This window comes from Achromobacter veterisilvae, from assembly GCF_037619525.1.
Taxonomy (GTDB): domain Bacteria; phylum Pseudomonadota; class Gammaproteobacteria; order Burkholderiales; family Burkholderiaceae_B; genus Achromobacter; species Achromobacter veterisilvae.
Genome location: NZ_CP148753.1, coordinates 400,756 through 426,999 on the forward strand (window position 1 = coordinate 400,756; position 26,244 = coordinate 426,999).

Annotated in this window: 25 protein-coding genes; 16 read left to right on the forward strand and 9 right to left on the reverse strand. The window is 68.0% G+C overall.

Annotated features, from left to right (window positions below; all coding sequences use genetic code 11):
* Positions 1-7 precede the first annotated feature (7 nt).
* Positions 8-1,405, forward strand: coding sequence for a dihydrolipoyl dehydrogenase (gene lpdA / locus WHX56_RS01800; RefSeq protein WP_338880142.1), 1,398 nt, complete (start codon positions 8-10; stop codon positions 1,403-1,405).
* 220 nt (positions 1,406-1,625) lie between these two features.
* Here lpdA and WHX56_RS01805 read toward each other — a convergent pair whose 3' ends face one another.
* From WHX56_RS01805 to WHX56_RS01820, 4 genes are all read right to left on the reverse strand, one after another.
* Positions 1,626-2,507, reverse strand: a complete 882-nt coding sequence (locus WHX56_RS01805) for a LysR family transcriptional regulator (protein WP_129246333.1) — start codon at positions 2,505-2,507, stop codon at positions 1,626-1,628.
* A gap of 362 nt (positions 2,508-2,869) precedes the next feature.
* Complete coding sequence (ilvD, locus tag WHX56_RS01810) at positions 2,870-4,732, reverse strand: dihydroxy-acid dehydratase (RefSeq protein ID WP_129246335.1); 1,863 nt, start codon at positions 4,730-4,732, stop codon at positions 2,870-2,872.
* Positions 4,733-4,839: 107 nt separating this feature from the next.
* Positions 4,840-5,667, reverse strand: a complete 828-nt coding sequence (locus tag WHX56_RS01815) for an AraC family transcriptional regulator (protein WP_129246338.1) — start codon at positions 5,665-5,667, stop codon at positions 4,840-4,842.
* Positions 5,668-5,763: 96 nt separating this feature from the next.
* On the reverse strand, positions 5,764-6,654 hold the full coding sequence (locus WHX56_RS01820; protein WP_338880144.1) for a LysR family transcriptional regulator: 891 nt from the start codon (positions 6,652-6,654) through the stop codon (positions 5,764-5,766).
* Between the two features lie 105 nt (positions 6,655-6,759).
* Between WHX56_RS01820 and WHX56_RS01825 the strand changes: the two genes are divergently transcribed.
* Both WHX56_RS01825 and WHX56_RS01830 read left to right on the forward strand, forming a co-directional pair.
* Positions 6,760-7,305 carry a GNAT family N-acetyltransferase gene (locus tag WHX56_RS01825; RefSeq protein ID WP_287751727.1) on the forward strand — a complete coding sequence of 182 codons (546 nt, stop codon included), beginning with the start codon at positions 6,760-6,762 and terminating at the stop codon, positions 7,303-7,305.
* Positions 7,302-8,492 (forward strand): MFS transporter, encoded by a 1,191-nt coding sequence (locus WHX56_RS01830; protein WP_338880145.1) that lies wholly within the window; start codon positions 7,302-7,304, stop codon positions 8,490-8,492. The genes WHX56_RS01825 and WHX56_RS01830 overlap by 4 nt, the downstream gene beginning before the upstream one ends.
* A 19-nt stretch (positions 8,493-8,511) precedes the next feature.
* On the opposite strand, the gene queC is transcribed toward WHX56_RS01830, so the two are convergent.
* Positions 8,512-9,231: a 7-cyano-7-deazaguanine synthase QueC gene (gene queC, locus WHX56_RS01835; protein WP_129246346.1), complete on the reverse strand. Its 720-nt coding sequence runs from the start codon at positions 9,229-9,231 to the stop codon at positions 8,512-8,514.
* 192 nt (positions 9,232-9,423) lie between these two features.
* On the opposite strand from queC, the gene ppc reads away from it, so the two are divergent.
* The 4 genes from ppc to WHX56_RS01855 all read left to right on the forward strand — a co-directional run bounded on the left by ppc (position 9,424) and on the right by WHX56_RS01855 (position 16,281).
* Positions 9,424-12,273 carry a phosphoenolpyruvate carboxylase gene (ppc, locus tag WHX56_RS01840; protein ID WP_338880146.1) on the forward strand — a complete coding sequence of 950 codons (2,850 nt, stop codon included), beginning with the start codon at positions 9,424-9,426 and terminating at the stop codon, positions 12,271-12,273.
* Between the two features lie 644 nt (positions 12,274-12,917).
* Positions 12,918-13,853: a 3-hydroxyacyl-CoA dehydrogenase family protein gene (locus WHX56_RS01845; protein WP_338880147.1), complete on the forward strand. Its 936-nt coding sequence runs from the start codon at positions 12,918-12,920 to the stop codon at positions 13,851-13,853.
* Positions 13,854-14,033: 180 nt separating this feature from the next.
* Positions 14,034-15,374, forward strand: coding sequence for a short-chain fatty acid transporter (locus WHX56_RS01850; protein WP_129246352.1), 1,341 nt, complete (start codon positions 14,034-14,036; stop codon positions 15,372-15,374).
* Positions 15,375-15,552: 178 nt separating this feature from the next.
* Entirely contained in the window at positions 15,553-16,281 is a 729-nt protein-coding gene (locus WHX56_RS01855; RefSeq protein ID WP_129246354.1) for an SDR family NAD(P)-dependent oxidoreductase, read from the forward strand.
* Positions 16,282-16,328: 47 nt separating this feature from the next.
* On the opposite strand, the gene WHX56_RS01860 is transcribed toward WHX56_RS01855, so the two are convergent.
* The gene (locus WHX56_RS01860) at positions 16,329-17,111 is read right to left on the reverse strand and encodes an IclR family transcriptional regulator (protein ID WP_338880148.1); all 783 of its coding nucleotides are present in this window, start codon (positions 17,109-17,111) and stop codon (positions 16,329-16,331) included.
* A gap of 191 nt (positions 17,112-17,302) precedes the next feature.
* Between WHX56_RS01860 and WHX56_RS01865 the strand changes: the two genes are divergently transcribed.
* The 6 genes from WHX56_RS01865 to WHX56_RS01890 are packed head-to-tail and all read left to right on the forward strand — an operon-like array spanning position 17,303 to position 21,146.
* A complete protein-coding gene (locus WHX56_RS01865) occupies positions 17,303-17,992 on the forward strand; it encodes a 3-oxoacid CoA-transferase subunit A (protein WP_338880149.1) in 690 nt (229 codons plus the stop codon).
* Positions 17,989-18,633, forward strand: a complete 645-nt coding sequence (locus WHX56_RS01870; protein ID WP_129246358.1) for a 3-oxoacid CoA-transferase subunit B — start codon at positions 17,989-17,991, stop codon at positions 18,631-18,633. The genes WHX56_RS01865 and WHX56_RS01870 overlap by 4 nt, the downstream gene beginning before the upstream one ends.
* 47 nt (positions 18,634-18,680) lie before the next feature.
* Positions 18,681-18,956, forward strand: coding sequence for a muconolactone Delta-isomerase (gene catC / locus WHX56_RS01875; RefSeq protein WP_129246360.1), 276 nt, complete (start codon positions 18,681-18,683; stop codon positions 18,954-18,956).
* Between the two features lie 12 nt (positions 18,957-18,968).
* Positions 18,969-19,265, forward strand: a complete 297-nt coding sequence (locus WHX56_RS01880; RefSeq protein WP_129246362.1) for a YciI family protein — start codon at positions 18,969-18,971, stop codon at positions 19,263-19,265.
* A gap of 55 nt (positions 19,266-19,320) precedes the next feature.
* Positions 19,321-20,100: a 3-oxoadipate enol-lactonase gene (pcaD, locus tag WHX56_RS01885; protein ID WP_129246364.1), complete on the forward strand. Its 780-nt coding sequence runs from the start codon at positions 19,321-19,323 to the stop codon at positions 20,098-20,100.
* Between the two features lie 5 nt (positions 20,101-20,105).
* Positions 20,106-21,146 (forward strand): cyclase family protein, encoded by a 1,041-nt coding sequence (locus tag WHX56_RS01890; RefSeq protein ID WP_287752523.1) that lies wholly within the window; start codon positions 20,106-20,108, stop codon positions 21,144-21,146.
* 212 nt (positions 21,147-21,358) lie between these two features.
* Here WHX56_RS01890 and WHX56_RS01895 read toward each other — a convergent pair whose 3' ends face one another.
* A complete protein-coding gene (locus WHX56_RS01895) occupies positions 21,359-21,694 on the reverse strand; it encodes a PsiF family protein (protein ID WP_129246368.1) in 336 nt (111 codons plus the stop codon).
* A 352-nt stretch (positions 21,695-22,046) separates the two neighbouring features.
* Between WHX56_RS01895 and WHX56_RS01900 the strand changes: the two genes are divergently transcribed.
* On the forward strand, positions 22,047-22,385 hold the full coding sequence (locus WHX56_RS01900; protein WP_129246370.1) for an FxLYD domain-containing protein: 339 nt from the start codon (positions 22,047-22,049) through the stop codon (positions 22,383-22,385).
* Here WHX56_RS01900 and WHX56_RS01905 read toward each other — a convergent pair.
* Positions 22,372-23,601: an MFS transporter gene (locus tag WHX56_RS01905; protein ID WP_338880150.1), complete on the reverse strand. Its 1,230-nt coding sequence runs from the start codon at positions 23,599-23,601 to the stop codon at positions 22,372-22,374. The genes WHX56_RS01900 and WHX56_RS01905 overlap by 14 nt on opposite strands.
* Positions 23,602-23,884: 283 nt before the next feature.
* On the opposite strand from WHX56_RS01905, the gene WHX56_RS01910 reads away from it, so the two are divergent.
* The gene (locus WHX56_RS01910) at positions 23,885-24,535 is read left to right on the forward strand and encodes a carbonic anhydrase (protein ID WP_129246374.1); all 651 of its coding nucleotides are present in this window, start codon (positions 23,885-23,887) and stop codon (positions 24,533-24,535) included.
* A gap of 4 nt (positions 24,536-24,539) precedes the next feature.
* Here WHX56_RS01910 and WHX56_RS01915 read toward each other — a convergent pair whose 3' ends face one another.
* Positions 24,540-25,217 (reverse strand): GntR family transcriptional regulator, encoded by a 678-nt coding sequence (locus WHX56_RS01915; RefSeq protein ID WP_129246376.1) that lies wholly within the window; start codon positions 25,215-25,217, stop codon positions 24,540-24,542.
* 203 nt (positions 25,218-25,420) lie between these two features.
* Here WHX56_RS01915 and WHX56_RS01920 point away from each other — a divergent pair, with 203 nt between their 5' ends.
* A complete protein-coding gene (locus WHX56_RS01920) occupies positions 25,421-26,215 on the forward strand; it encodes an SDR family NAD(P)-dependent oxidoreductase (RefSeq protein ID WP_129246378.1) in 795 nt (264 codons plus the stop codon).
* Positions 26,216-26,244: the final 29 nt, after the last annotated feature.

Below are 26,244 nucleotides of genomic sequence, written 5' to 3' on the forward strand. Positions count from 1 at the left end.
CCCCGCCATGACCAAGACTGCGTTTGACCTCATCGTGGTGGGCGGCGGCCCCGGCGGCTACGTGGCCGCCATCCGCGGCGCCCAACTGGGCCTGTCGGTGGCGCTGGTGGAGCGTTCGGAGCTGGGCGGCATCTGCCTGAACTGGGGCTGCATCCCGACCAAGGCACTGCTGCACAGCGCGACAGTGCTGCGCGCCTGCCGCGAAGCCGCGCACTATGGCGTGGCGGGCGCGGGCGAGGCCCGGCCCGACCTGGCCGCCATGGTGGCGCGCTCGCGCAAGGTGGCCGGCCGCCTGGGCCAGGGCGTGGCGCACCTGATGAAGAAGAACGGCGTGACGGTGTACGCCGCCAGCGCCAGGCTGGCGGGCGCGGGCAAACTGGCGCTGGACAACGGCGCCACGCTGTCCGCGCCGCACATCGTCCTGGCCACCGGCGCGCGCGCCCGCGAACTGCCGGCGCTGCCCGTGGGCGAACGCATCTGGGCCTACCGCCAGGCCCTGGTGCCCGCCGAAATCCCGAAATCGCTGCTGGTGGTGGGCGCGGGGGCCATCGGCGCGGAATTCGCCAGCTTCTACCGCGCAGTGGGCTCGGAAGTCACGCTGATCGACATGACCGCCGAGATCCTTCCGCAAGAGGACGCCGACATCTCGCAACTGGCCCGCAAGGCCTTCGAGAAGCAGGGCATCCGCGTGCTGACGCAATGCGCGGTGAAGGCCTCGTCGCCGACCGCCACGGGCGTGAAGGTCGTGCTGGACCAGCAAGGAAAACAAAGCGAACTGGAAGTCGAGCGCGTCATCGTCGCCGCCGGCATCGTGGGCAACGTGGAGAACCTCGGCCTGGAGCGGACCCGCGTCAAGGTGGAAAAGACCCACATCATCACCGACGGCCTGTGCCGGACGGACGAGCCCGGCGTCTACGCCATCGGCGACGTCGCCGGCGCGCCCTGGCTGGCGCACAAGGCCAGCCACGAAGCCGTGCTGTGCGTGGAGGCGATCGCCGGCAAGCCCGCGCATCCCATCGACCCGCTGCGCATCCCCGCCTGCACCTATTCCTATCCGCAGGTGGCCAGCATCGGCATGACCGAGGCGCGCGCCCGCGAGCGCGCCGGGCGGACGGGCGGCGAAATCCGCGTCGGCAGATTCACCTTCGCCGGCAACGGCAAGGCGATTGCGATGGGCGAAGACCAGGGCCTGGTCAAGACCGTGTTCGACGCCAAGTCCGGCGAACTGCTGGGCGCGCACATCATCCATCCGGAAGCGTCCGAGCTGATCACAGGATATGGCGTGGCCGCCTCGCTGGAAGCGACCGAGGAAGACCTGATGCACACCGTGTTCGCCCATCCGACCTTGTCGGAGACCCTGCACGAATCGGTGCTGTCGGCGTTCGGGCGGGCGCTGCACGCTTAGGGCGCGATATCCGGGTGTCCTGCCAAGGTGTTTGACACCCGTGCGTGGCCAAGGTGTCTGACACCCCAGGGAGTCCGGCTTCAAGCGGAGCCGGCGTCTCAGGGGTGTCAGACACCCAGGTATCGTTGCGCCCCCCATGGGTGTCAGACACCCAGGTATCGTTGCGCCCCCCCATGGGTGTCAGACCCCCAGATATCGTTGACCCGGCTATCGTTGCGCCTCAGATCCTTCCGGCGTAGAAGTCCAGAAAACACGCAATGCGCCGCGATAGCTGCGTATTGCGGTGGTACACGGCGTGCATGGGTTGCAGGTAGTCGCTGTACACCCCCTCCATCACCTTCACCAGCCGCCCCGCCGCGATGTCTTCGCGCACCACGAAGTCCGACAGGCAGGCAATGCCCACCCCGCGCAGCGCCAGTTGTCGCTGCGTTTCCCCGCTGGAGGTCGCCAGCGTCGGCGTGGCCACGTAGCTCGATCCGCCCGCATGCCGCAATGGCCACACATTCAGGCTTTCGGGATGCGTGAACCCCAGCACCTCATGCCCCGCCAGGTCCTCCACCGTCTCCGGCGCCCCGCGCCGCGCGATGTAGTCCGGGCTGGCCATCATCCAGCGCGGCGACGGGCGCAAGGGCCGCGCGTGCAAGGTGGAATCCGTCAGCGGCCCCATGCGCAATGCGACGTCGGTGCGGTGTTCCATCAGATCCACGATGCGGTCGTTGCTGGTCAGTTCCAGCGTGATCTCGGGATACTGCGCCCGGAAATCCCCCACGTGCGGCACCACGCAATGCAGCATCACCGGCACCGACGCGTCCACGCGCAATCGCCCCGCCGGCCGCTGGTGCACCAGGCGCATGCATTCTTCCGCCTCTTCCAGCGACGCCACGATCTGCCGCGCCTTGGGCAGAAAGTGCTTGCCCTCTTCGGTCAGATCCATGCGCCGGGTGGTCCGGTTCAGCAGCGTAACCCCGAGGTCCTCTTCCAGCCGCGACAGCCCCCTGCTGACGCCCGAGGCGGTATGCCCCAGCACTTCCGCGGCCGCGCTCAGCGACCCGGCGTCCACGACCCCGAGGAATAGCCGCAAGGCGTCAGAGTTCAAGGACATAAGGATCGGCTCCTGTTGCTTTGTGGGTGTCTGACACCCGGGAGGCATGGGCGGCCACTTGCGCAGCATCTCGTACGGGTGTCAGACACCTGACCAAAGCACTCCGCCGCCGCGCACTGCGACAAAAAATACCAATCGCCACTTTAACCCCGCTGCTGGATGGATGGCGCGCACCATCCATCACCGTCCCCCAAAAGCATGGTGAAGCCCTGATTCTGCAAAGGGCGGGCCTCGCAAACCCGGCTACCAACCATGGGTACGGGCGTCCCGCCGTCCGCCCCGACGGGTGGCTTACGAAGCCTCCTTCGCAAAAAAAACGGCGCCCCAAAAAGGCGCCGTTTCTTCACACGCGAATCAGTAAATCAACGCTTCTGCTTCAACTGCGCCAAATCCCGCACCGCTCCGCGATCCGCCGACGTGGCCAGGGCCGCATAAGCCTGCAAGGCCTGCGACACCACGCGCTCGCGGCCCACGGGCTCCCAGCCGTCGGCGCGCGCGTCCATCGCGGCGCGGCGGCGCGCCAGTTCCTCGTCGGAAACGGCCAGGTGCATCTTGCGGTTCGGGATGTCGATCTCGATCACGTCGCCCTCTTCCACCAGGCCGATCGTGCCGCCTTCGGCCGCTTCCGGCGAAGCGTGGCCGATCACCAGGCCCGAAGAGCCGCCCGAGAAGCGGCCGTCGGTGAACAGGGCGCAGGTCTTGCCCAGGCCCTTGGACTTCAGGTAGGACGTGGGATACAGCATTTCCTGCATGCCCGGGCCGCCCTTGGGGCCTTCGTAGCGGATCACCACCACGTCGCCGGCCACGATCTTGTCGCCCAGGATGCCTTCCACGGCGTCGTCCTGGCTTTCGAAGACGCGCGCGCGGCCGGTGAAGACCCATTGCGATTCGTCCACGCCGGCCGTCTTCACGATGCAGCCCTTTTCAGCCAGGTTGCCGTACAGCACGGCCAGGCCGCCGTCCTTGGAGTAGGCGTTTTCCTTGCTGCGGATGCAGCCCGTCTTGCGGTCGGTGTCCAGGGTCAGGAAGGTCGCGTCCTGGCTGAAGGCCACCGTGGTCGGGATGCCGCCGGGGGCCGCGCGGTAGAACTTCTGCGCGTCCTCGCCCGCGCCGCCGGCCACGTCCCATTTCTGGATGGCGTTGCCCAGCGTGCCGCTGTGCACGTTGCCGCAGGACAGGTCGAGCAGGTCCGCGCGCGCCAGTTCGCCCAGGATGCCCAGGATGCCGCCGGCGCGGTGCACGTCTTCGATGTGGTACTTGTCGGTGGCGGGCGCCGCCTTGCACAGGCACGGCACCTTGCGCGAAATGCGGTCGATGTCGGCCATGGTGAAGTCCACGCCGGCTTCCTGCGCCGCGGCCAGCAGGTGCAGCACGGTGTTGGTGGAGCCGCCCATGGCCACGTCCAGCGCCATGGCGTTCTGGAACGCGCTCTTGGTGGCGATGTTGCGGGGCAGGACCGATTCGTCCTCTTCCTGGTAATAGCGGCGGCACAGGTCGACGACCAGGCGGCCGGCCTGCTCGAACAGGCCGCGGCGCCAGGCGTGCGTGGCCACGATGGTGCCGTTGCCCGGCAGCGCCAGGCCGATGGCTTCGGTCAGACAGTTCATCGAATTGGCGGTGAACATGCCGGAACAGGAGCCGCAGGTCGGGCAGGCGCTGCGTTCGACCTCGGCGACGTCGGCGTCCGACACGTTGGGGTCGGCGGCCTTGATCATGGCGTCGATCAGGTCGATCTTGGCGATGACCTGGCCGTCGGTGGGCGACTTGACCTTGCCCGCTTCCATCGGGCCGCCGGACACGAACACGACCGGGATGTTCAGGCGCATCGCGGCCATCAGCATCCCCGGGGTGATCTTGTCGCAGTTCGAGATGCAGACCATGGCGTCGGCGCAATGCGCGTTGACCATGTATTCCACCGAATCGGCGATCAGTTCGCGCGACGGCAGCGAATACAGCATGCCGCCATGGCCCATGGCGATGCCGTCGTCCACGGCGATGGTGTTGAATTCCTTGGCGACGCCGCCGGCGGCTTCGATTTCGCGGGCGACCAGCGCGCCCAGGTCGCGCAGGTGCACGTGTCCCGGCACGAACTGCGTGAACGAGTTCACCACCGCGATAATCGGTTTGCCAAAATCGCCGTCCTTCATGCCGGTGGCGCGCCACAAGGCGCGGGCGCCGGCCATGTTGCGGCCGTGGGTCGAGGTGCGGGAACGGTAGTGCGGCATGATTTGTCTCGGGCTGGTTCTGTTAGCGTGGGCGGCAAAACGGTAAATAATACGCTGGTTCCAGGCCCCGCCGCTTGCCGGCCGCGCCCGGGAGGCCTCCGCGGCCGTCAGGCGGACGCCATGCCGCGGGCCGCGAACGCGCTGGGCGGCTCGCCCACCGCCTTGCGGAACATGGCCGCGAACGCGCTCGGGCTTTCATAGCCCAGGTCCAGCGCCACTTCCAGCACGCGCTCGCCGCGGGCCAGGCGCTCCATGGCCGCCAGCAGGCGCGCCTGCTGGCGCCAGCGGCCGAACGTCATGCCGGTATGGCGCAGGAACAGGCGATGCACCGTTTTCGGGTCCACGCCCAGCTCGCGCGCCCAATCGGCCGCGCCGTCCTGGCGTTCCGGGTGGCGCACGATGGCGCGGCAGATGCGCGCCAGGCGCGGCTCGGCGGGCTGCGGCAAATGCAGGGGCAGCACGGGTTCCTGGCGCAGTTCGTCCAGCAACAGCATCATCAGGCGCCCGTCGCGCGTATCCGGCGCCCAGTCCAGCGGCACCTCGGCGGCCGCGGCCATCAGTTCGCGCAGCAGCGGGGAAATGGACAGCACGCAGCATTCCGCGGGCAAGTGCGCGGCCGCGCCCGGCTCGACGAACACGGTGCGCATGCGCGGTTCGCCGCTCATGCGGATGCCGTGCGGCATCCAGGCCGGCACCCAGACCCCGCGCGTGGGCGGCACCACCCAGATCCCCGCGGGCGTATCCACCACCATGACGCCCGATATGGCGTAGACCAACTGGGCGCGGCGGTGGCGGTGGCGGCGGATGCGGTGGCCGTCTTCGTAATCGACGGCCAGCCCGGCGACGGGCCGCCGCGAGGACTCGTACGGGAACAGATCCAGGTCTGCGGGTTTATGAGGCCCGCGAGTGGGCGCGGCGGAAGCGGGGATGCCCATTTTGCGACGATTCGGTCCGAGATGGCGTTGAACGGTCGCTCCAGTGTACCGATCCGGCCCGGCAACCCGGGCCGGGCAGGCGCCGCCCGCGGCCGCTCACCCACGCAACGCCAGCAGCGCCTCCTGCAGATGCCGCAGGCCCCGGCTCAGCGGCTTATCCCTGCGCAGCACGATGGCCAGGCTGCGCGACAGGCGCGGCGCCAGCGGCCGGACCGCGAGCGCCGGGCGAGCGCCCGCGCCCGATACCGACAGCCTGGGCAGCACGGCGCAGCCCAGGCCGGCCCCGACGATTTCCTTCATGGCTTCGGTGCTGCCCAGTTCCATGACGGGCTTGGCGGCCACGCCCGCCGCCTCGAACCAATCGTCCACCAGCCGCCGCGTGCGCGCGCCGGGTTCGAACAGCACCAGCGGCAGCCGCGCCAGCGCCTGCGGGGTGGCGGCGGCCGGGATGGCGGCCGGATCGCGCGCCGGAAAGATCGCCACGAACTCGTCTTCCAGCACCGGGGTCACCTGGAACATGCGCCCCGGCGCCGGCAGCGTGACCAGCCCGATGTCCAGCGCGTTGTTCTCCAGCCCGCGCAGCATGTCGGCCGTGTTGCCGGTGCTGGCCACGATGTCCAGGGCCGGGAAGCGGCGCTTCAGGTCGGCCAGCAGCGACGGCAGCAGGTAGGTGCAGGCGGTGGCCCCGGTGCCCAGCCTGATGCGGCCGGACACCTGGGATGCGTGCGCGGTCATGGCAAGCTCGGCCTGCGCCAGCGCGGCATCGATGACGCGGACGTGCGCCAGCAGTTCCGCGCCGGCCGCGGTGGGGCCGGCGCGGCGGCCCACGCGCTCCACCAGCTTGAGGCCGAAGCGCCGCTCCAGTTGGCGGATCTGCAGGCTGACGGCGGGCTGCGTCACCCCGCCCCGTTCGGCGGCGGCGGAAAAACTGCCCAGTTCGATCACCTGCGCGAAGGTGCGCAACTGATCCAGGTTGAGACCGCGCATCGCATCTACCCAAAGTTTTTCTTATGAAAATCATAATAGACCAAAGCTTTATTAATACATAAGCTTGCGCGACACTGGGGGCTCTTCGTTTCCCCCGTTTCTTCCATGCCTTCCACCGCCCCCACCGTCCTCATCCGCGACAGCGCCCCGGCCGATCTTCCCGCCATCAAGGCCATCTACGCCCACCACGTGCAGCACGGCACGGCTTCCTTCGAACTGGAACCGCCGTCCATCGAGGAAATGCGCCAGCGCCGCGCCGGGGTGCTGGAAAAGGAAATGCCCCACCTGGTGGCCGAGATCGCCGGCGAAATCGTGGGATACGCCTACGTCACGCCTTACCGCCCGCGCCCGGCCTACCGCCACACGGTCGAGGATTCGGTGTACGTGAAGGCGGGCCGCGCCGGGCTGGGCATCGGCGGCAGGCTGCTGGCCGAGCTGATCGCGCGCTGCACCGCGGCGGGCTGGCGGCAGATGCTGGCCGTGGTGGGCGACAGCCGCAACGCCGCCTCGCTGGCGCTGCACGCCAGCCAGGGTTTCCACCCCGCCGGCACGCTGCGGTCGGTGGGGCACAAACACGGCGAATGGCGCGACACCGTACTGATGCAGCGCTCGCTGGGCGAGGGCGACGCCACGCCGCCGCAGCGGCCGTGATCGCGCCCCGCGCCATCGTCTGCCTGGGCCTGACGCAACTGATCGGCTGGGGCGTCACGTTCTACCTGATCGGCGCCCTGGGCCCGGCCATGGCGGCCGACCTGGGCTGGAACGCCGCCGCCGTCTACGGCGGTTTCTCGGCCGCCATCGTGGTGATGGCCATGGTGTCGCCGCTGGCCGGCATGGCGGTGGACCGCTGGGGCGGGCACCGCGTCATGCCCGCCGGCGCGGTGATCGCCGCGCTGGGTTGCGCGGTCCTGGCGGCCGCGCGCGGCCTTCCCCTGTATTACCTGGCGTGGATCCTGCTGGGCATCGGCATGCGGCTCTGCCTGTACGACGCGGCGTTCGCGTCCCTGGCGCGCGCCGCCGGCCCCACGGCGCGCCGGCCCATGTCGCAGATCACGCTGCTCGGCGGCCTGGCGTCCACGGTGATGTGGCCGGTGGGCCATGCGCTGGCCGGCTGGCTGGGCTGGCGCGGCGCGGTGCTGGCCTACGGCGGCCTGGCGCTGGCCACGCTGCCGCTGTACCTGGCGCTGCCGCGCGAGCGCTACGCCGCCCCCGCCGGCGGCAAGGACAGGGCCTCAACGGGCCTGGCCCGCGGCCCCGCCGAGCGCCGCCTGGCGGGCGTGCTGTACGCGGCGATCGCCATGCTGACCAACTTCCTGGCGGCCGGCAATGCGGCGCACCTGATCTCGCTGCTGTCCGGCCTGGGCCTGGCCGCGGCCGCCGCCGTCGGCGTCGCGGCGCTGTGGGGCGTGGGCCAGTTCGCCGCCCGGCTGGCCGACGTGGCGCTGGGTTCGCGCCTGCATCCGCTGACCCTGACGCTGGCGGTCGGGACGGCGCTGCCCCTGTGCTTCCTGCTGGCGCTGCTGTCCGGCGGCAACCTGTACGCCACCGCGGCCTACGCGCTGCTGTATGGCGCGTGCAACGGCCTCTTGACCATCACCCGCGGCACCTTGCCGCTGGCGCTCTTCGACTTCCGCAGCTACGGCACGCTCGTCGGCGCCCTGCTGATCCCCAGCTTCCTGCTGACGGCCGCCGCGCCGGTGGCCTATGCCTACCTGGTGGAAAGCCATGGCGCGCGCGGCGCGATGGCGGTGTCGGTGGGCCTGGCGGCGGCCATCTGCGCGGCCGCGCTGACGCTACGGTGGAAATTCATCGGACGGGTGCGCGCGGCCTCCGCCTGACCGTCCGCCGCGCCGCGGTTCAACCTTCCGCGGCGGAAGCGACCACCCATTTTTCCCAGCCGATCTTGCGCAGTTTGCAGGCCGGGCATTCGCCGCAGCCGTACCCCCAGTCGTGCCGCGCGCCGCGTTCGCCCAGGTAGCAGGTGTGGCTTTCTTCGACGATGGTCTCGACCAGGGCGTCGCCGCCCAACTGGTGCGCCAGCGCCCAGGTTTCCGACTTGTCGATCCACATCAGCGGCGTCTCGATCGTGACCCGGGACCCCAGGCCCAGGCCCAGCGCCACCTGCTGCGCCTTGATGGTGTCGTCGCGGCAGTCGGGGTAGCCGGAGAAATCCGTTTCGCACATGCCGCCCACCAGCACGTCCAACTGGCGGCGGTAGCCCAGCGCGGCGGCCAGGGTCAGGAACAGCAGGTTGCGGCCGGGCACGAAGGTGTTGGGCAGGCCGTTGGCCTGCATCTCGATGGCGCGGTCGCTGGTCATGGCCGTGTGGCCCACCTGGCCCAGCACCTTCAGGTCCAGCAGGTGGTCTTCGCCCAGGCGCGGCGCCCAGTCCGGGAAATTGCCGCGGATGTCGCGCAAGACGTTCAGGCGCGCGGACAATTCGATACGATGGCGCTGCCCGTAATCGAACGCCACGGTTTCCACATGGGCATAGCGGTCCAGCGCCCAGGCCAGGCAGGTGGTGGAATCCTGGCCGCCCGAAAACAGCACGAGCGCGCGACGTTGATGGTTTTGCATAAAGGGGCTTAAGGAGAAATGAAGAGGCCGGGACTTGTTTTGGCGTAAACAGGCCCTTAGCGAACTTTAACGCAGCCCCGGCGCTTTCCCGTAAGGAAGGCTGCGTAAAATCGACGAGGTTTCATTTCCGGTTTACCAGCAACTCCCCTTCTTCAACCCTTTGCCTCCAGCAGCCCGACGGATCCCCGCCCGATGAATGCCATGCGCCAGCAGTCCGATTCAGCAGAACCCTTGCGTCACGACATCCGGCTGTTAGGCCGGTTACTGGGAACCGTCATCGAAGAATGCGAAGGCAAGCGCGTCTTCGACACCATCGAGACCCTGCGCCGCACCGCCGTGAAGTTCCGCCGCGAAGGCAACGACGCCGACGGCAAACTGCTGGAGCAGCGCGTCAAGCGCCTGCAGGACAGCGACCCCAACTCGGTCGCCCGCGCCTTCAGCTACTTCCTGCACCTGGCCAACATCGCCGACGACCGCGACCAGAACCGCCGCCAGCGCGCCCGCGCGATCGCCGACGACGCCCCGGCGCGCGGCAGCCTGCGCGAAGCGGTGCAGACGCTGGGCCGCCACGGCGTGGGCGTGGCGCGCATCCGCCGCCTGCTGGCCGACGCCTGCGTGATGCCGGTGCTGACCGCGCATCCCACCGAAGTGCAGCGCAAGAGCACGCTGGACGTGCACCGCGAAATCGCCGCAGGGCTGACGCAGCGCGAAGGCCCGCTCACGCCGGAAGAACTGGCGGATCTGGACGCGTCGCTGCTGGGCCGCGTGGCCACGCTGTGGCAGACCCGCATGCTGCGCTATACGCGGCTCACGGTGGCCGACGAAATCGAGAACGCGCTGTCGTATTACCGCAGCACCTTCCTCCAGGTCATCCCACGCCTGTACGGCGACCTGTCCAGGCTGCTGAACCGCGAGTCCGCCAAGCCCTTCGCCGCCCCGCCCCCGCCGCTGGAACCCTTCCTGCGCATGGGTAGCTGGATCGGCGGCGACCGCGACGGCAATCCGAACGTGGACGCCGGCACCCTGGAACGCGCGCTGCTGCGCCAGGCCACCGTGCTGTTCGAACACTATCTGCAGGAAGTGCACGCGCTGGGCGCGGAGCTGTCCATCACCACCTTGCTGATCGCGGTGGACGCCGAGCTGCTGGCGCTGGCCGAGGCCAGCGGCGACGACTCGCCGCACCGGCGCGACGAGCCCTACCGCCGCGCGCTGGTCGGCGTGTACGCCCGCCTGGCCGCCACGGCGCAGCGCCTCACCGGCCAGGACCTGGCGCGGCGCAGCACTGTCGCCGCGCCCCCTTACGACACGCCGCAGGAACTGTCGGCCGACCTCGCCACCATCGCCGCGTCGCTCGCCGCCCACCATGGCTCGCCGATAGGCAAGCTGCGGCTGGCCGGCCTGCAGCAGGCGGTGGAAGTGTTCGGCTTCCACCTGGCCACGGTCGACCTGCGCCAGAGCTCCGACGTGCACGAGCGCGCCCTGGCCGAACTGTTCTCGCGCGCCGGCGTGCAGCACGCGGGCAAGCCGCTGGACTACCTGGCGCTGGACGAAGACGAACGCGTGGCGCTGCTGCGCGCCGAACTGTCGCAGGCCCGCCCGCTGGCCTCGCCCTGGATCGCCTACAGCGAAGACACCACGCGCGAACTGGCCGTGCTGCGGGCCGCCGCCGCCGGCCGGGCCCGCTACGGCAAGCAGGCGGTGCGCCAGACCATCGTGTCGCACACCGAGACGCTGAGCGACCTGCTGGAAGTCATGGTGCTGCAAAAAGAAGCGGGCCTCATCGCCCCGGCCGGCCAGGACATTCCCCCCGAGGACGGCCTGATGGTGGTGCCGCTCTTCGAAACCATCCCCGACCTCCAGCGCGGCGCCGACATCATGGCCGCCTGGCTCGACCTGCCCGAAATCCGCCAGCGCGTGAAGCAGGCGCAGAACGGCGCGCAGGAAGTCATGCTGGGCTATTCCGACAGCAACAAGGACGGCGGCTTCCTGACGTCCAACTGGTCGCTCTACCAGGCCGAACGCGCGCTGGTCGACGTGTTCTCGGCCCGCCACGTGCGGCTGCGCCTGTTCCACGGCCGCGGCGGCTCGGTGGGGCGCGGCGGCGGCTCCAGCTTCGACGCCATCCTGGCGCAGCCTCCGGGCACGGTCGCCGGCCAGATCCGGCTGACCGAACAGGGCGAAGTCATCCAGAGCAAGTACAAGGACGCCGAAGTCGGCCGCTGGCACCTGGAACTGCTGGTCGCCGCCACGCTGGAATCCAGCCTGGCGGCGCGCGCCGAGGCCACCAGCGCCGAAGACGCGCACATGGCCCACCACGGCCCGGCCATGTCCTTCATGTCGGATACCGCGCAGCGCACCTACCGCGGCCTGGTCTACGACACGCCGGGCTTCGCCGACTACTTCTTCGCCGCCACGCCCATCAGCGAAATCGCGGGGCTGAATATCGGTTCCCGCCCCGCGTCGCGCAAGAAGGGCCAGCGCATCGAAGACCTGCGCGCCATTCCCTGGGGCTTTTCCTGGGCGCAATGCCGGCTGATGCTGACCGGCTGGTACGGCATGGGATCGGCCATCGAGGCCTATCTGGAAACCGGCGCGCCCGACGCGCCGCGCTCGCGCCGCGGCCGCCTGGCGCAACTGCGCGAAATGGCGCGCGACTGGCCCGCCTTCCGCACCCTGCTCTCCAACATGGAAATGGTGCTGGCCAAGTCCGACCTGGCGATCGCGGCGCGCTATGCGCAACTGGTGCAGCAACGCGGCCTGCGCGAACGCATCTTCGGCGCCATCAGCGCCGAGCACGGCCGCACGCTCGCCATGCTCAAGCTGCTGACCCAGCGCGAGTTGCTGGCCGACAACCCCACGCTGCAAGCCTCGCTGCGCGAACGCTTCGCCTACATCGACCCGCTGAACTACCTGCAGATCGAACTGATCCGCCGCCACCGCGCCGCGCAAAAGAACCCGCGGGCCGAGATCGACAAGCGCGTGCAACGCGCCATCCACCTGACGATCAACGGCATCGCGGCCGGGCTGCGCAACTCGGGCTGAGGCGGCCGGCTCGGGGGTCTCAGGTTCAAAGGTAAGTGTCTGACACCTGCCCCTAGGTAAGTGTCTGACACCCGTACGAGACGCACTTCATGCTGCTCCGATGCCTCCCGGGTGTCTGACACCCCCAAGAGCAATAGCGGCTTCCCACCTGGGTGTCAGACACCCGGGTAGATCCCATTGGGCCGTCGCGCCGTCTCGTATGGGTGTCTGACACTTACTTCTGCGGACACCTGCCCTCTAGGTAAGTGTCTGACACCCGTACGAGACGCACTTCATGCTGTTCCGACGCCTCCCGGGTGTCTGACACCCCCAAGAGCAATAGCGGCTTCCTACCTGGGTGTCAGACACCCGGGCAGATCCCATTGGGCCGCCGCGCCATCTCGTACGGGTGTCTGACACCTGCCCCTGCGGACACCTGCCTCGCGTCCACCAGACGAACACCCAAAATCTTCGATTTGTCCGCCCCCCGCGACTTTTAGTACTATCTCTTTCAGAAATTCTATATACGCACAAATGTTCGTATATAGAACAAAACGATTTTTCTGGCCTGGCGCACAGGAAGGCACACCGGAAGAGACAGAAAGCATCCTGGTTCCGCACGTGCCCGCCCGCAAGCCCGGCATGTCAGCACCGAGCGAACCATCATGGATACTCCCCTCAAGAATCTCGCCATCGTCGGCGCAGGCGCCATGGGCAGCGGCATCGCCGCGCTGTTCGCCTCGAAGGGATTGAACGTCGTCCTGATCGACCCGATGGAAGGCGCCCTGGAACGCGCGCTCCAGACGATAGACCGCCAGTTGAACGTCTACGCCCCCGGCCGGGTCCAGGAAGCGATGCAGCGCATTCAGGTCGCGCCTGGGCTGGAAGCGGCCTGCAACAGCGACCTGGTGATCGAGGCCGTGCCGGAAAACCTGGAACTCAAGCGCGGCATTTTCGCCAAGCTCGACTCCCTCTGCCCCGCGTCCACCCTCTTCGCCACCAATACCTCCGGCCTGTCCATCAACGCCATCGCCAGCGCGGTCGTGCGCCGCGACCGCTTCGTGGGCACCCACTTCTTCACCCCCGCCGACGTCATCCCGCTGGTGGAGGTCGTGCGCAACGACGACACCTCCGAGGACACCGTGGCCCGCGTGATGGCCACGCTGCGGTTCGCCGGCAAGCGGCCGGTGCTGGTGCGCCAGGATATCCCCGGCTTCATCGCCAACCGCATCCAGCACGCCCTGGCCCGCGAAGCCATTTCGCTGCTTGAAAAAGGCGTCGCCAGCGCCGAGGACATCGACGAAGTGGTCAAGTGGAGCCTCGGCATCCGCCTGGCCCTGTCGGGCCCGCTGGAACAGCGCGACATGAACGGCATCGACGTGCACTACGCGATCGCCAGCTATCTCTACAAAGATCTCGAAAACCGCACCGAGCCCTCGGACCTCCTGAAGAGCAAGGTCGAAAGCGGACAGATCGGCGCCAAGAGCGGCCAGGGCTTCTATACCTGGAGCCCCGAGCGCCGCGAGCGCGTGCTGCGCGAAAAGAGCTCCGCGCTCGGCGAACTGGCGGCCTGGCTCAACGGCAAGGCCGGCGATTCCTGACGGCCGCGCCGGCAAGTATTCACTACATAAGGCGCGGGGCTTTCCGCCACCGCCGCCATCGGGCCACGAGCCCAACCACACAAAGAAAACCTATCGTCCCACCCGCCCCCGCCGACACCCGGCGCCGGGCGGCGCAAGACACGAGAAAACCTGGCCTTACCGGAGTTTGTTGGAGGCACCATGAATAAACTGGCTTCATTCTTCACGGAGCTGATGCGCAAGTATCTGCCCGATCCCTTCGTCTTCGCGATCGCGCTGACCTTGCTTACCGTGCTTCTGGCCATGGGCGTCGAGGGCAAAGGCATCGGCGACATCACCCGCGCCTGGGGCAACGGCTTCTGGAGCCTGCTGGCCTTCACCACCCAGATGGCCGTGATCCTGGCGATGGGCTACGTGCTGGCCACCGCCCCGCTCACCGACCGCATGCTCAACCGCATCGTCAGCCACGTGCACAAGCCGCACACCGCCATCATCGTGGCGACGCTGGTCGGCGGCATCGGCAGTTACCTGAACTGGGGCTTCGGCCTGGTCATCGGCGGCATCGTCGCCAAGAAGCTGGCGCTGAAGGTCAAGGGCGTGCACTACCCGCTGATCATCGCCGCCGCGTACAGCGGCTTCACGATGTACGGCCTGGGCCTGTCGGCCAGCATCCCCGTGCTGGTGGCCACGCCCAACCACCCCACCGCCAAGCAGATGGGCACCATCCCGCTGTCGGAAACCATCTTCTCGGTACCCATGCTGATCACCAGCCTGGTCATCATCGTCACGCTGCCGTTGCTCAACGCCTGGCTGCACCCGAAGAAGGGCGAGAAGGTCGTCGAAGTGGACCCGGCCATCGACCGCGACACGGCCCCGGCCGGCGGCGCCGAAGACCTGCTGGAAAAGAACACCATCGCCTCGAAGCTGAACAACAGCCGCATCCTGAGCCTGCTGATCGGCGCGCTGGGCGTGGCCTACGTGGTCTTCCACTTCATCGACGGCGGCTCGCTGGACCTGAACCTGATCAACTTCATCATCCTGTTCCTGGGCATCATCCTGCTGGGCACGCCGGCCGCCTACGTGGCCAAGCTGACCGAGGGCATCAAGACGATCTCCGGGATCATTCTGCAATACCCCTTCTACGCCGGCATCATGGCCATCATGGCCGCGTCGGGACTGGTCGCCACCATTTCCAAGGTCTTCGTGGACGTCGCCACGCCCGAGACCCTGCCGTTCTGGGGCCTGATCAGCTCGTTCGTCATCAACTTCTTCGCACCGTCGGCGGGCGGCCACTGGGTCATCCAGGGCCCGTTCATGATCGACGCCGCCAAGGAAATCGGCAGCGCGCTGAACCAGACCACCATGGCCGTCATGCTGGGCAACGCCTGGAACGACCTGGTGCAGCCTTTCTGGATCCTGCCGGCGCTGGCGCTGTCCAAGCTGAAGCTGCGCGACGTGATGGGCTATACCGTCATCATGATGCTGTGGGTCGGCGTGATCCACATCACCGCCGTGCTGGCTTGGGGCTATATGACGCATTGAATGGGGATCCCCCCCTACGCGCTTACGCGCGCCCCCCCAGGGGGGCGACACCTGCAGACCGGCGGAGCCGGATCTGGCGGTGTCCCCGCTGGGGAAGATGTGGAAGTATCGGAACGGCGGCGTGCTAGCCGAGGCTGAGGCTGAGGCTGGAATTTGGAAACTGGAACGGGAAACTGATATGAGCAAACCTACTGCATATCTCGTGACCGGCGGCAGCGCCGGGATTGGGGCGGCGATCGTCCGCATGCTGCTGGAGGCGGGGCACAAGGTCGTCAACATCGACTACAGGCTGCCCGAGAATCCGCCGGCCGGGCTGGTGTCGTATCAGGCCGACCTGACCGACGAGGCGCGCACCAAGGAAGTCGCCGCCGAAGTGACCGCGGCCTACAACATCGTGGGCCTCGTGAACAATGCCGGGGCCACGCGCCCGGGCACGGCGGACACGGCCACGCTGGCGGACCTGGACTACGTCGTGAACCTGCACCTGCGCACCGCGCTGATCCTGGTGCAGGCGGCGCTGCCGGCCATGCGCGAAGCCGGCTTCGGCCGCATCGTGAATATGTCCTCGCGCGCGGCGCTGGGCAAGCCCGACCGCGTGGTCTATTCGGCCACCAAGGCCGGCCTCGTGGGCCTGACGCGCACGCTGGCCATGGAGCTGGGCGGCGACGGCATCACCGTCAACGCCATCGGCCCCGGCCCCATCGCCACCGACCTGTTCACCAAGAGCAATCCCGCCGGCGCGCCGCAGACCGAGCGCATCATCAACAGCATCGTGGTCAAGCGCCTGGGCACGCCCGAAGACGTGGCGCGCGCCGCGATGTTCTTCCTGTCCCCGGACAACGGCTTCGTCACCGGCCAGATGCTGTACGTCTGCGGCGGCACGACGCTGGGCGTCGCGCCCATCTGAGGCCCGCCATGCGCACACCGTCCTCCGCCATCCTCTGCCTGCCCCGCCTAGCGGCGCAGCAGGGCGTGGTTGATCTGGTCGGCGGCGCTGCGCAAGGGCGGCAGGAACGCGGCCAGCATCTCTTCGCGCGAAAAACGGTTGGCATGGCCGCTGACGTTCATCGCCGCGATCACGCGGCCGCTGCGGTCCATGATCGGCACCGCCACGGACTGCAGCCCCGGCTCCAGCTCCTGCGCGACGCAGGCGTAGCCGTCCGCGCGCACGCCCGCCAGCACGCGCTTGAGTTCGGCGATTTCAGTGACGGTATGCGGCGTGTAGGCCTGGATCTGGCTCATCGCCAGCACCCGGTCCAGTTCTTCTTCCGGCAGTCCGGCCAGCAGCACGCGGCCCATCGACGTCACCCAGGCCGGCAGGCGGCTGCCCACGGCCAGGTTGATCGTCATGACCTTGTGGGTGGACAGGCGCAGGATGTAGACGATGTCCGCGCCCTCCAGCACCGACACGGAGCAGGATTCCCGCGTTTGCTCGGCCACCTCTTCCATGTACGGCAGCGCCAGGTTCCACAGCGGCGTGCCGGACAGGTAGGCATAGCCCAGTTCCAAGATGCGCGGCGTCAGGGCGAATTTGCGGTCGTCGACGGTCACGTAGCCCAGGTGTTCCAGCGTCAGCAGGATGCGGCGGGCACCGGCCCGCGTAAGCCCGGTCACCGCGGCGACCTCGGACAGCGTCATCTGCGAACGATCGGGGCCGAAGGCCCGGATCACGGACAGGCCGCGAGCGAAGGACTGCACGTAGCTGTCGCTGGGTTGCTGGGTTTCTTGCTCAGCCATCCGTATGCACCAAGAGAAAAAAGCTCGCCGCCGGCGAGCCATCCGTTGCCGTCGCGGCAACGCCAGACGATGGGAATCGGCCTGCGCCGCGCAGCCTTGACGCTGTCCGATCCCCATGAAACGATGTTCTTCAGCAGAACGGAAGTTCTAGTGAAGAACAAATTATGACACGCCACCTATGAGCAAACATCATGATCTCTAAGCTTGTTGCAAGCGCCGCGGCCGCGCTGGCGGATGTACCCGACGGCGCCACCGTCATGATCGGCGGCTTCGGCACGGCCGGCCAGCCCATGGAACTGATCGACGCCCTGCTGGAGCAGGGCGCGAAGGACCTGGTCATCATCAACAACAACGCCGGCAACGGCACCACCGGCCTGGCCGCCCTGCTGGGCGCCAACCGCGTGCGCAAGATCATCTGCTCGTTCCCGCGCCAGGTGGACTCGCAGATCTTCGACGGCCTGTACCGCAGCGGCAAGATCGAGCTGGAACTGGTGCCCCAGGGCAACCTGGCCGAGCGCATCCGCGCCGCCGGCGCCGGCATCGGCGCGTTCTTCTCGCCCACCGGCTACGGCACGCCGCTGGCCGACGGCAAGGAAACCCGCGAAATCAACGGCCGCCAGTACGTGCTGGAACATCCGCTGCACGCCGACTACGCGCTCATCAAGGCCGAGCGCGGCGACCGCTGGGGCAACCTGGTCTACCGCAAGACGGCCCGCAACTTCGGTCCCATCATGGCCAGCGCCGCGCGCGTGGCCGTGGCGCAGGTGCGCGAAGTGGTCGAACTGGGCGAGCTGGACCCCGAAACCGTCGTCACCCCCGGCATCTTCGTCAAGCGCGTCGTGCAGATCGATGCCCAACCGGCCGCCAAGGAGCAGCAATGAGCACCAAACTGACCCGCGACCAGATCGCCGCCCGCGTCGCGCAGGACATCCCCGAAGGCGCCTACGTGAACCTCGGCATCGGGCTGCCCACGCTCGTCGCCAACCACCTGCCGGCCGACCGCGAAGTCATCCTGCATACCGAAAACGGCATGCTGGGCATGGGCCCCGCGCCCGCCAAGGGCCAGGAAGACTACGACCTGATCAACGCCGGCAAGCAGCCCGTGACCGAACTGCCCGGATGCTCGTTCTTCCATCACGCGGACTCGTTCGCGATGATGCGCGGCGGCCACCTGGACATCTGCGTGCTGGGCGCCTTCCAGGTGTCGCAGCACGGCGACCTGGCCAACTGGCACACCGGCGCGCCCGACGCCATCCCCGCGGTGGGCGGCGCGATGGACCTGGCCATCGGCGCGAAAGACGTGTTCGTAATGATGGAACTGCAAACCCGCGAAGGCCAGAGCAAGCTGGTCGAGGCCTGCACCTACCCGCTGACCGGCGTGCGCTGCGTGTCGCGCGTGTACACGGACGTGGCGGTGTTCGACATCCGCGCCGACGGCGTGACCGTCATCGACATGTTCGGCGACACCACCGCCGACGAGCTTCTGAAGCTGACCGGCCTGCCCCTGAAATTCTCGAACTGACCCCCGCGCCCCGCCGCCAGGCGGGGCGGCCTTACTGGAGACACCTCATGCTGTTCATGGTTCAAATGCAAGTCAATCTGCCCGTCGACATGCCCGCCGAGCGCGCCGACAAGCTGAAGGCCGACGAAAAGGCCCTGGCGCAGCAGCTTCAGCGCGACGGCAAGTGGAAAAACCTGTGGCGCGTGGCCGGCCGCTACGCCAACGTCAGCATCTTCGACGTCGACAGCAACGACGAGCTGCACACGCTGCTGTCGTCGCTGCCGCTGTTCCCGTATATGGATATCAACGTCACGGCGCTGGCGCGCCACCCCTCCGCCATCTGACAGGAGCCGTCCATGCCGTACATCATCGAAACCTTCGACAAGCCCGACCACCAGGAAGTGCGCCAGCGGCACCGCGCCGCCCACCTGGAGTTCCTGGACGCCAACAAGGGCCTGCTGCTGGCCTGCGGCGCCAAGCTGCAGGATGACGGCAAGGACGCCGGCGGCGGCCTGTACATCGTCGACCTGGACACGCGCGAAGCCGCGCAGCAGTTCATCGACGCCGATCCGTTTTCCCAGGCCGACCTGTTCGACCGCGTGACCATCACGCGCTGGCGCAAAGCCTACGTCGACGGCACCTGCTATCTGTAAACGCGTTCGCGGCCGCCTCCGGGCGGCCGTTGCCTTATCCCCGAGGAATTCCCCCATGTCTTACGCCGATCTCAGCCAGGCACGGCTGTACTACGTCATCGACGGCCCCGCCGACGCGCCGGTGCTGGTGCTCTCCAATTCGCTGGGCACCTGCGCCGACATGTGGGCCCGCCAGATCCCCGAACTGAGCAAACACTTCCGCGTGCTGCGCTACGACACCCGCGGCCACGGCAAATCGTCGATCCCCGAGGGCGAGTACAGTTTCGAGCAACTGGGCAACGACGTCGCGGAACTGCTCGCGCACCTGGGCATCGCGCGCGCGCACTTCTGCGGCCTGTCGATGGGCGGCCCCACCGGCCTGTGGCTGGCGCTGGCGCGCCCCGAGCTGATCGGCAAGCTGATCCTGTGCAACACCGCCGCGCGCATCGGCTCCGCCGAAGGCTGGAGCGCCCGCATCGCCGCGGTGGCCGAGCAGACGCTGGAAAACATGGCGCCCGCGCTGGTCGAGCGCTGGCTCACCGACGGCTACCGCGCCGCGGAGCCGGGCCTGACCCGGGTGCTGATCGACATGCTGCGCCGCACCCCGGACGCCGGCTATTCCAGCAACTGCGCCGCGCTGCGCGACGCCGATTTCCGCGAACAAGTGGCCTCGATCTCGGCGCCCACCCTGGTCATCAGCAGCACGCACGACCTGGCCGCCACGCCCGCGCAAGGCCGCGAACTGGCCGGCGCCATTCCCGGCGCGCGCTATCTTGAATTGAACACCTCCCACATCTCGAACTGGGAGCAACCGGAAGCCTTCACCCGCGCGGTCGTCGACTTCCTGACGGAGTAGCCCGCATGCAGCGCTGGAAACACCGGCCCGAAGGCTCCAACTGGGGCGACTTCGGGCCCGACGACCAACTCGGCCGCCTGAATCTCATCACCGAAGAACAGGTCCTGAAAGGCGCGCGCGAAATCCGCGCCGGCAAGACTTTCTGCCTGTCGCTGCCGCTGGACCTGCCCGGCGGCAACGTGCTCAACCCGCGCCGCCATCCGCCGCAACTGAGCCCCACCCGTCTCGCGGACACGCCCTATCTGAACTTCCCGCTGCGCAACGTCAACCCGGACGCGGTGGACGTGCTGAGCGACGACCAGGTGCTGCTGTCCATGCAGTACTCCACGCAATGGGACGCGCTGGCGCACGTGGGCGCGCTGTTCGACGCCGACGGCGACGGCAAGGCCGAACTTCGCTACTACAACGGCTTCCAGGCCGGCGTGGACGTCGTGGGTCCGGCCGACGGCGACCACACCGGCTGCGGCTGCAACAGCGGCGGCCCGTCCGCGGCGCTCAAGCTGGGCGTGGAGAACCTGGCCCAGAAAGGCATGCAGGGACGCGGCGTGCTGGTGGACCTGTTCCGCCACTACGGCCCCGGCCGCACGCTGGTCGGCCACGCGGAACTGATGCGCGCCCTGGAGGCGGACGGCATCCGCGTCGAAGCGGGCGACATGCTGGTGCTGCGCACCGGCTATGCGGAGGCGGTCGTCGCCATGGACGGCAAGCCCGACGCCGAAGTGCTGCACAGCTACGGCGCGGCGCTGGACGGCACCGACGCCGCGCTGCTGCAATGGATCACCGACAGCGGCATCGCCGCCATCTGCGCCGACAACTACGCGGTGGAAGCCTACCCGGCGCGCGAAAAAAGCGGCCCGCGCGCCATGCTGCCCCTGCACCACCATTGCCTGTTCAAGCTGGGCCTGCCCCTGGCGGAGCTGTGGTACCTGAAGGACCTGGCCGACTGGCTCCATGCCAACGGCCGCCACCATTTCATGCTGACGGCGCCCCCGCTGCGCCTGCCCCATGCCATCGGTTCGCCGGTGACGCCGATCGCGACGGTGTAGATGGGTGTCTGACACTCACGGGATTGCACGTCGTTGGTAGGTGGGTGTCTGACACCCCTGAAATGCCCGTGCAATACGACGTGCAATCCCGTGGGTGTCAGACACCGGCCAAGAAGTGTCGGTTTAGATGGGTGTCTGACACCCCTGAAACGCCCGTGCAATACGACGTGCAATCCCATTGGGTGTCAGACACCGGCCAAGCGTCGACCAGTCTAGCCCTTCAGGCAGGTACTCATGAAGGTCTTGCGCTTGTCGCCGGTCAGTTGCTGCTCGCCGGCCTTCGCGTTGCAGTCCTTCATTTTCTGCTGCTGCGGCGTCAACTGCTTGGCGGGCGCGGCGGTCTCGCCCTTCAGGCAACTACTCATGTAGGCCTTGCGCTCGTCGCCCTTCTTGCCTTCCGCGGACTTGTTGCAGTCCGCCATGCGCTGCTGCTGCGGCGTGGGCGTCTTGGCGGGGGCTGGCGCGGCGGGGGTCTGGGCAAGAGCCGCCCCGGCGAAGCAGGCGGACAACAGGATGGCGGAAGCCAACTGGCTGGTACGGGAAAGCATGGTTCCTCCCTTGGGCGCCCGCGCGCCTGGCGTCTGGTCTGGCGCAAAGACGGGCCGCACGATCCGCCGGCCCAATCGCCGGCCCGGTCATCATCGAACAAACCGGACGCCTCCGCAAGAGCCCGGACAGTCAAGAATCGCCAAGGCCTTACGGCGCGCTGAAGGGACGCCGCGCGGCCCCTCGCGCCGCGCGTAGAATCCGCAATTCCGCGATATTCCGGCGCACCCGCGGCATTCACCGCCGAATTTGCGGCCATGGTTCGCAAGCTGTTACCCATTCATCCATTCGACCCGTTGTGCCCGGGCCCGGAAAGGTGTGAGATAAGCGTGCCGGCCTACCCAGGAGACCGCCATGAAACCCGTTCTTGCCGCTTTCGCCTTGCTCGCCGGGCTGTCCTGCGCCGCCAGCGCGCAGGGGCTGGTCTATGGCGTCACGCTGGGCAACGTCCAGGCCGTGCGCGACGTTAACCAGAACCTCTCGGCCATCACCGGGCTGCTGGCCAACCAGTCCGCGCGCCCCATCAACGGCGTCCTGCTGACTTTCGTGCTGTACGACGAGCAGGGCCGGGAAGTGGGCCGAGTGCGCGACGACGTGTCCGGCCCCCTGGCGCCGGGGCAGATCAAGCAGATCAGGGCGGTCACGCCCCTGCAATTCACCCGGGTCACGGCGCTGGACGTCAACGCCTGGTAGCGGCGCCCAGCGGGGCCATGCCCGCCTTGGCGCGGGCCGGCCACAACGCCGCCAGCGCCAGCAGCGCCGCGATCAGCGCGTAGGGCGCGCCGGGGTCGATGTCGTACACCAGCGTGCCGACCAGCGGCCCGAGGATGATCCCCAGGCCGTGGGCGGCGGCGACCGTGCCCGCCGTGGCGCCCTGTTCGTTCGCGTTCACGGCATTGGCGGCCAGGGCCGTCACCGAGGGGAACACCCACCCCATGCCCGCGGCCGCGACGAAATAGCCGATCCACAGGAACGGCTGCGTCGCGGCGAACAGGATCGAGCCGAAACCGACGGCGGAAACCGCGCAGCCGATGCGGATCAGCCGCTCCGGCGGCCAACCCAGCCTGCGGACCAGCAATTGGGCCAGGATCAGCGCCACGCCGACCACCGTCAGGGCAATGCCGGCGGCGCTCGCGGCGGCGGGCGCATCCAGATGCAGGCGGTCCAGCGCGAAGAAGCCCACCACGACCTGCGCCACGATGACGCTGAACATGGCCGTGAAGGCCACCGCCAGGGGACGGCGCAGGCGCGCATCGCCGATTTTCAGCGCGGCCGCATCCGGCGCGGCGTGATGCTCGGCGCGCGGCAGCCAGCGCCACAGGACCGCCAGCGAGGCCAAGGGCAGCACCGCCGTGATGAAGAGCGGCAATTCCAGGCTGTGCACAGCGAGCATTCCCGCCACGCCCGGCCCGGCGACCATGCCGAGGCCGCTGGCGGCCCCCAGCATCGCCAGGGCGCCCGCGCGTTTTTCCGGCGGCACGTGGTCGGCGATCAGCGCCGCCCCGGTGGCCGGCACGGCCGCATAGAAGCCGCCGGCCATGCCGCGCAAGACCACCACGCCCGCGAAGGCCAGCCAGACCGGCAGCGGATTGCGCAGGGCGACGATCACGAACGCGCACAGGCCGGCATAGGTCAGCACGAAACCGCCCAGCCCCTGCAGGATGATGCGCCGGCGGCCCAGCCTGTCGCTGGCCGCGCCCCAGCGGCGAGCGAACAGCACCCAGGCGATGCCGCCCACCGTCACCGCCAGGCCCGCCTGCCAGGGCGCCAGCCCGAGCACCCGCGCGATGGGTCCGATCAATGCGACGAAAGACATCATCGCGAGCGTGCACGCGAAGGTCTCGAACATCAGCGGCTTGAGGCTGAAAGCACCTGCCGGCGGTACATCGGTGTCGGGGTTGGAATTCATGGAAGGACCTGGTTGGACAGCGTGGATTCAACGCGGCGACGGGGGATGGCGCCCGTTTCACAGCGCGTTATTTCAAATGATAACCATTCTCATATATACCGTATTGCCGGTCCCGGCCGCCGCAAAAACCCTCATTCCCTCAGGGTCTAGCCCGGGGTCCGCCGGGCCAAGTGTGGGAAAATTCCGCGTGTCGACTCGATGAAAAGGGGCTTCCAAACGAAGCCCCTTGTTGCGTGTGTCGGCGCGCCAGCAAGCCTGGCTCCGCTACGAGGAAGAAAAGATCATGTTTCCAAAAAGACTCACCGAAGGCTACCAATCATTCCTGCAAGGCCGCTTCCATGCGGAAAGCAGCCGATACCAGAAGCTGGCCGAAACTGGGCAAAGCCCGGAAATCCTGATCATCGGATGCTGTGACTCCCGCGTATCGCCCGAAGTCATTTTCGATGCGGGCCCCGGCGAAATGTTCGTGATCCGCAACGTCGCGAACCTGGTGCCGCCCTGTGACCCCGATTCCGAATCCTCTTACCACGGCACCAGCGCCGCCATCGAGTTCGCCGTCAACGGCCTGAACGTCAAGCACATCGTCGTGCTGGGCCACGCCTCCTGCGGCGGCATCCGCTCCTTCTTCGACGACGCCAAGCCCCTCTCCAAGGGCGATTTCATCGGCAAGTGGATGTCGCAGATCGAGCCCGTGGCCGAACGCCTGGGCCCCGTCACCGGGGACCGCCAGACCAACCTGAAGCGCCTTGAACTGGCGACGGTGGAACACAGCCTGAACAACCTGATGACGTTCCCGTCCATCCGCCGCCGCGTGCAAAAGGGCGAACTGGAACTGCACGGCACGTACTTCGGCGTGGCGACCGGCGTCCTGTTCCTGCGCGACCCGAAAACCGGCGAATTCAACCCCTGCCTGGAAACCGGCATCGTCGCCTAGGACTTCACACCCGGTAGGCCTGCGCCAGCCGCTCGTAGTTGTTCTTCAGGATGATGCCCGCGTAATAGACGTGCTCGCGCATCAGGTCTTCGGCGCGCGCGCCGTCGCGGGCGATGATCGCGCTGACGATCCGGTGGTGGTCGTCATGCGAGCGCAGGATGATCCCGTGGTCCTCCCACAGGATGATCCGGTCCGACGCATACGGAATGGCCTGCGCCTGGGTGGCGAAGCGCTTCACCCATGGATTGCCCGCCGCCTCCAGGATGCCGTTGTGCAGCGTGATGTTCACCTTCTGGTACGGAAGGTGGTCTTCGGGCAGCAGTTCCCCCTTCGCCAGGATGCGGTCGCCGTCGTCCAGGCAATTCTTCAGCACCGCCACCGCGTCATGCGATAGCCCGCGCAAGGCTGCCTGCCGGCAGGCCAGCCCTTCCAGCGCGGCGCGCACCTCATAGGCGGCCACGATCTCTGCGATGTCATAGGCGCGGACGGTGTATCCCCGCTTGGGCAGGTGCTCCAGCAAACCTTCGTTGCCCAGCGTCGCCAGCGCGGCGCGGACTGGCGTGCGCGACACCCCCAGCTTCTCGGCCAGCGGGATTTCCTCAAGGCGCGCGCCGGGGCTGAACTTGCCGTGCAGCACCCAGTCCCGCAGCGTATCGGTAACGTGTTGAGATAGCGTATCCATACCCGCATTGTATACATGAAGGATACTTGCGCCATCCTGTCAAGAGGTTGCACTCTCGCTTTCCCTAGGATGATTGCTGTAGATCAAACGATGTTCAGGGTAAGCCCCTATACCTGCCTATCCGCCATGTATACATAATCGCAAAAAATAACGACAGCGGCCATGCCATCCCCGGGCTTGCGGCACGCCACCAAGGAGACAGCATGTCCAATGTATCCACGCCCGCCGCATCCGGCGCCGCCCCCCGTCTCGCGCTCGTGACCGGTGGCGGCGGCGGCATCGGCGCCACCGTCTGCCGGGAACTGGCGCTTGCGGGTTTCCGCGTCGTGGTCTCGGACGTGGACGCGCGGCGCGCCGGGCGCGTGGCCGACGAACTCGGCCCGCCGCACGCCGCGCATGCCTTCGACGTCAGCGACGAAGCCGCGGTCGAACGCGCGTTCGACGAGATCGAAACCCGGCACGGCCCGATCGCCGTGCTGGTCAGCGCCGCCGGCCTGCTGCTGTTCCAGGACGACGGCGAACGCCCGCTGATCAAGAACACGACGCTGGATATCTGGGAACGCAGCTTCGCCGTCAACGCGCGCGGCGTCTTCCTGTGCGGGCGCGCCTACCTGCGCCGGCGCGAAGCCGCGCCGCTCGCGCACGGACGCGTCATCACTTTCACGTCGGTGGCCGCGCAGTTGGGCGGCTACCGTTCCAGCGCCTCGTACATTGCCGCCAAATCCGCCGTGCTGGGCCTGACCAAGGCCATGGCGCGCGAATCCGCGCATCTGGGCGTCACCGTCAACGGCGTCGCGCCCGGCCTGATCGACACGGACATGCTGCGCAGCACGGTCACCAGCAGCGGCGCGCTCGCCGCGGCGGCCCAGGCGATTCCGCTCGGCCGCATCGGCACCGTGGACGACGTGGCCGCGGCCGTGCGCTTCCTGGCCTCCGAAGAGGCCGGATACATCACCGGCAGCGTCATCGACGTGAACGGCGGCTACCGCATGCAGTAGGAAATTCCGGCGGCCCGCCGCCACCGCAG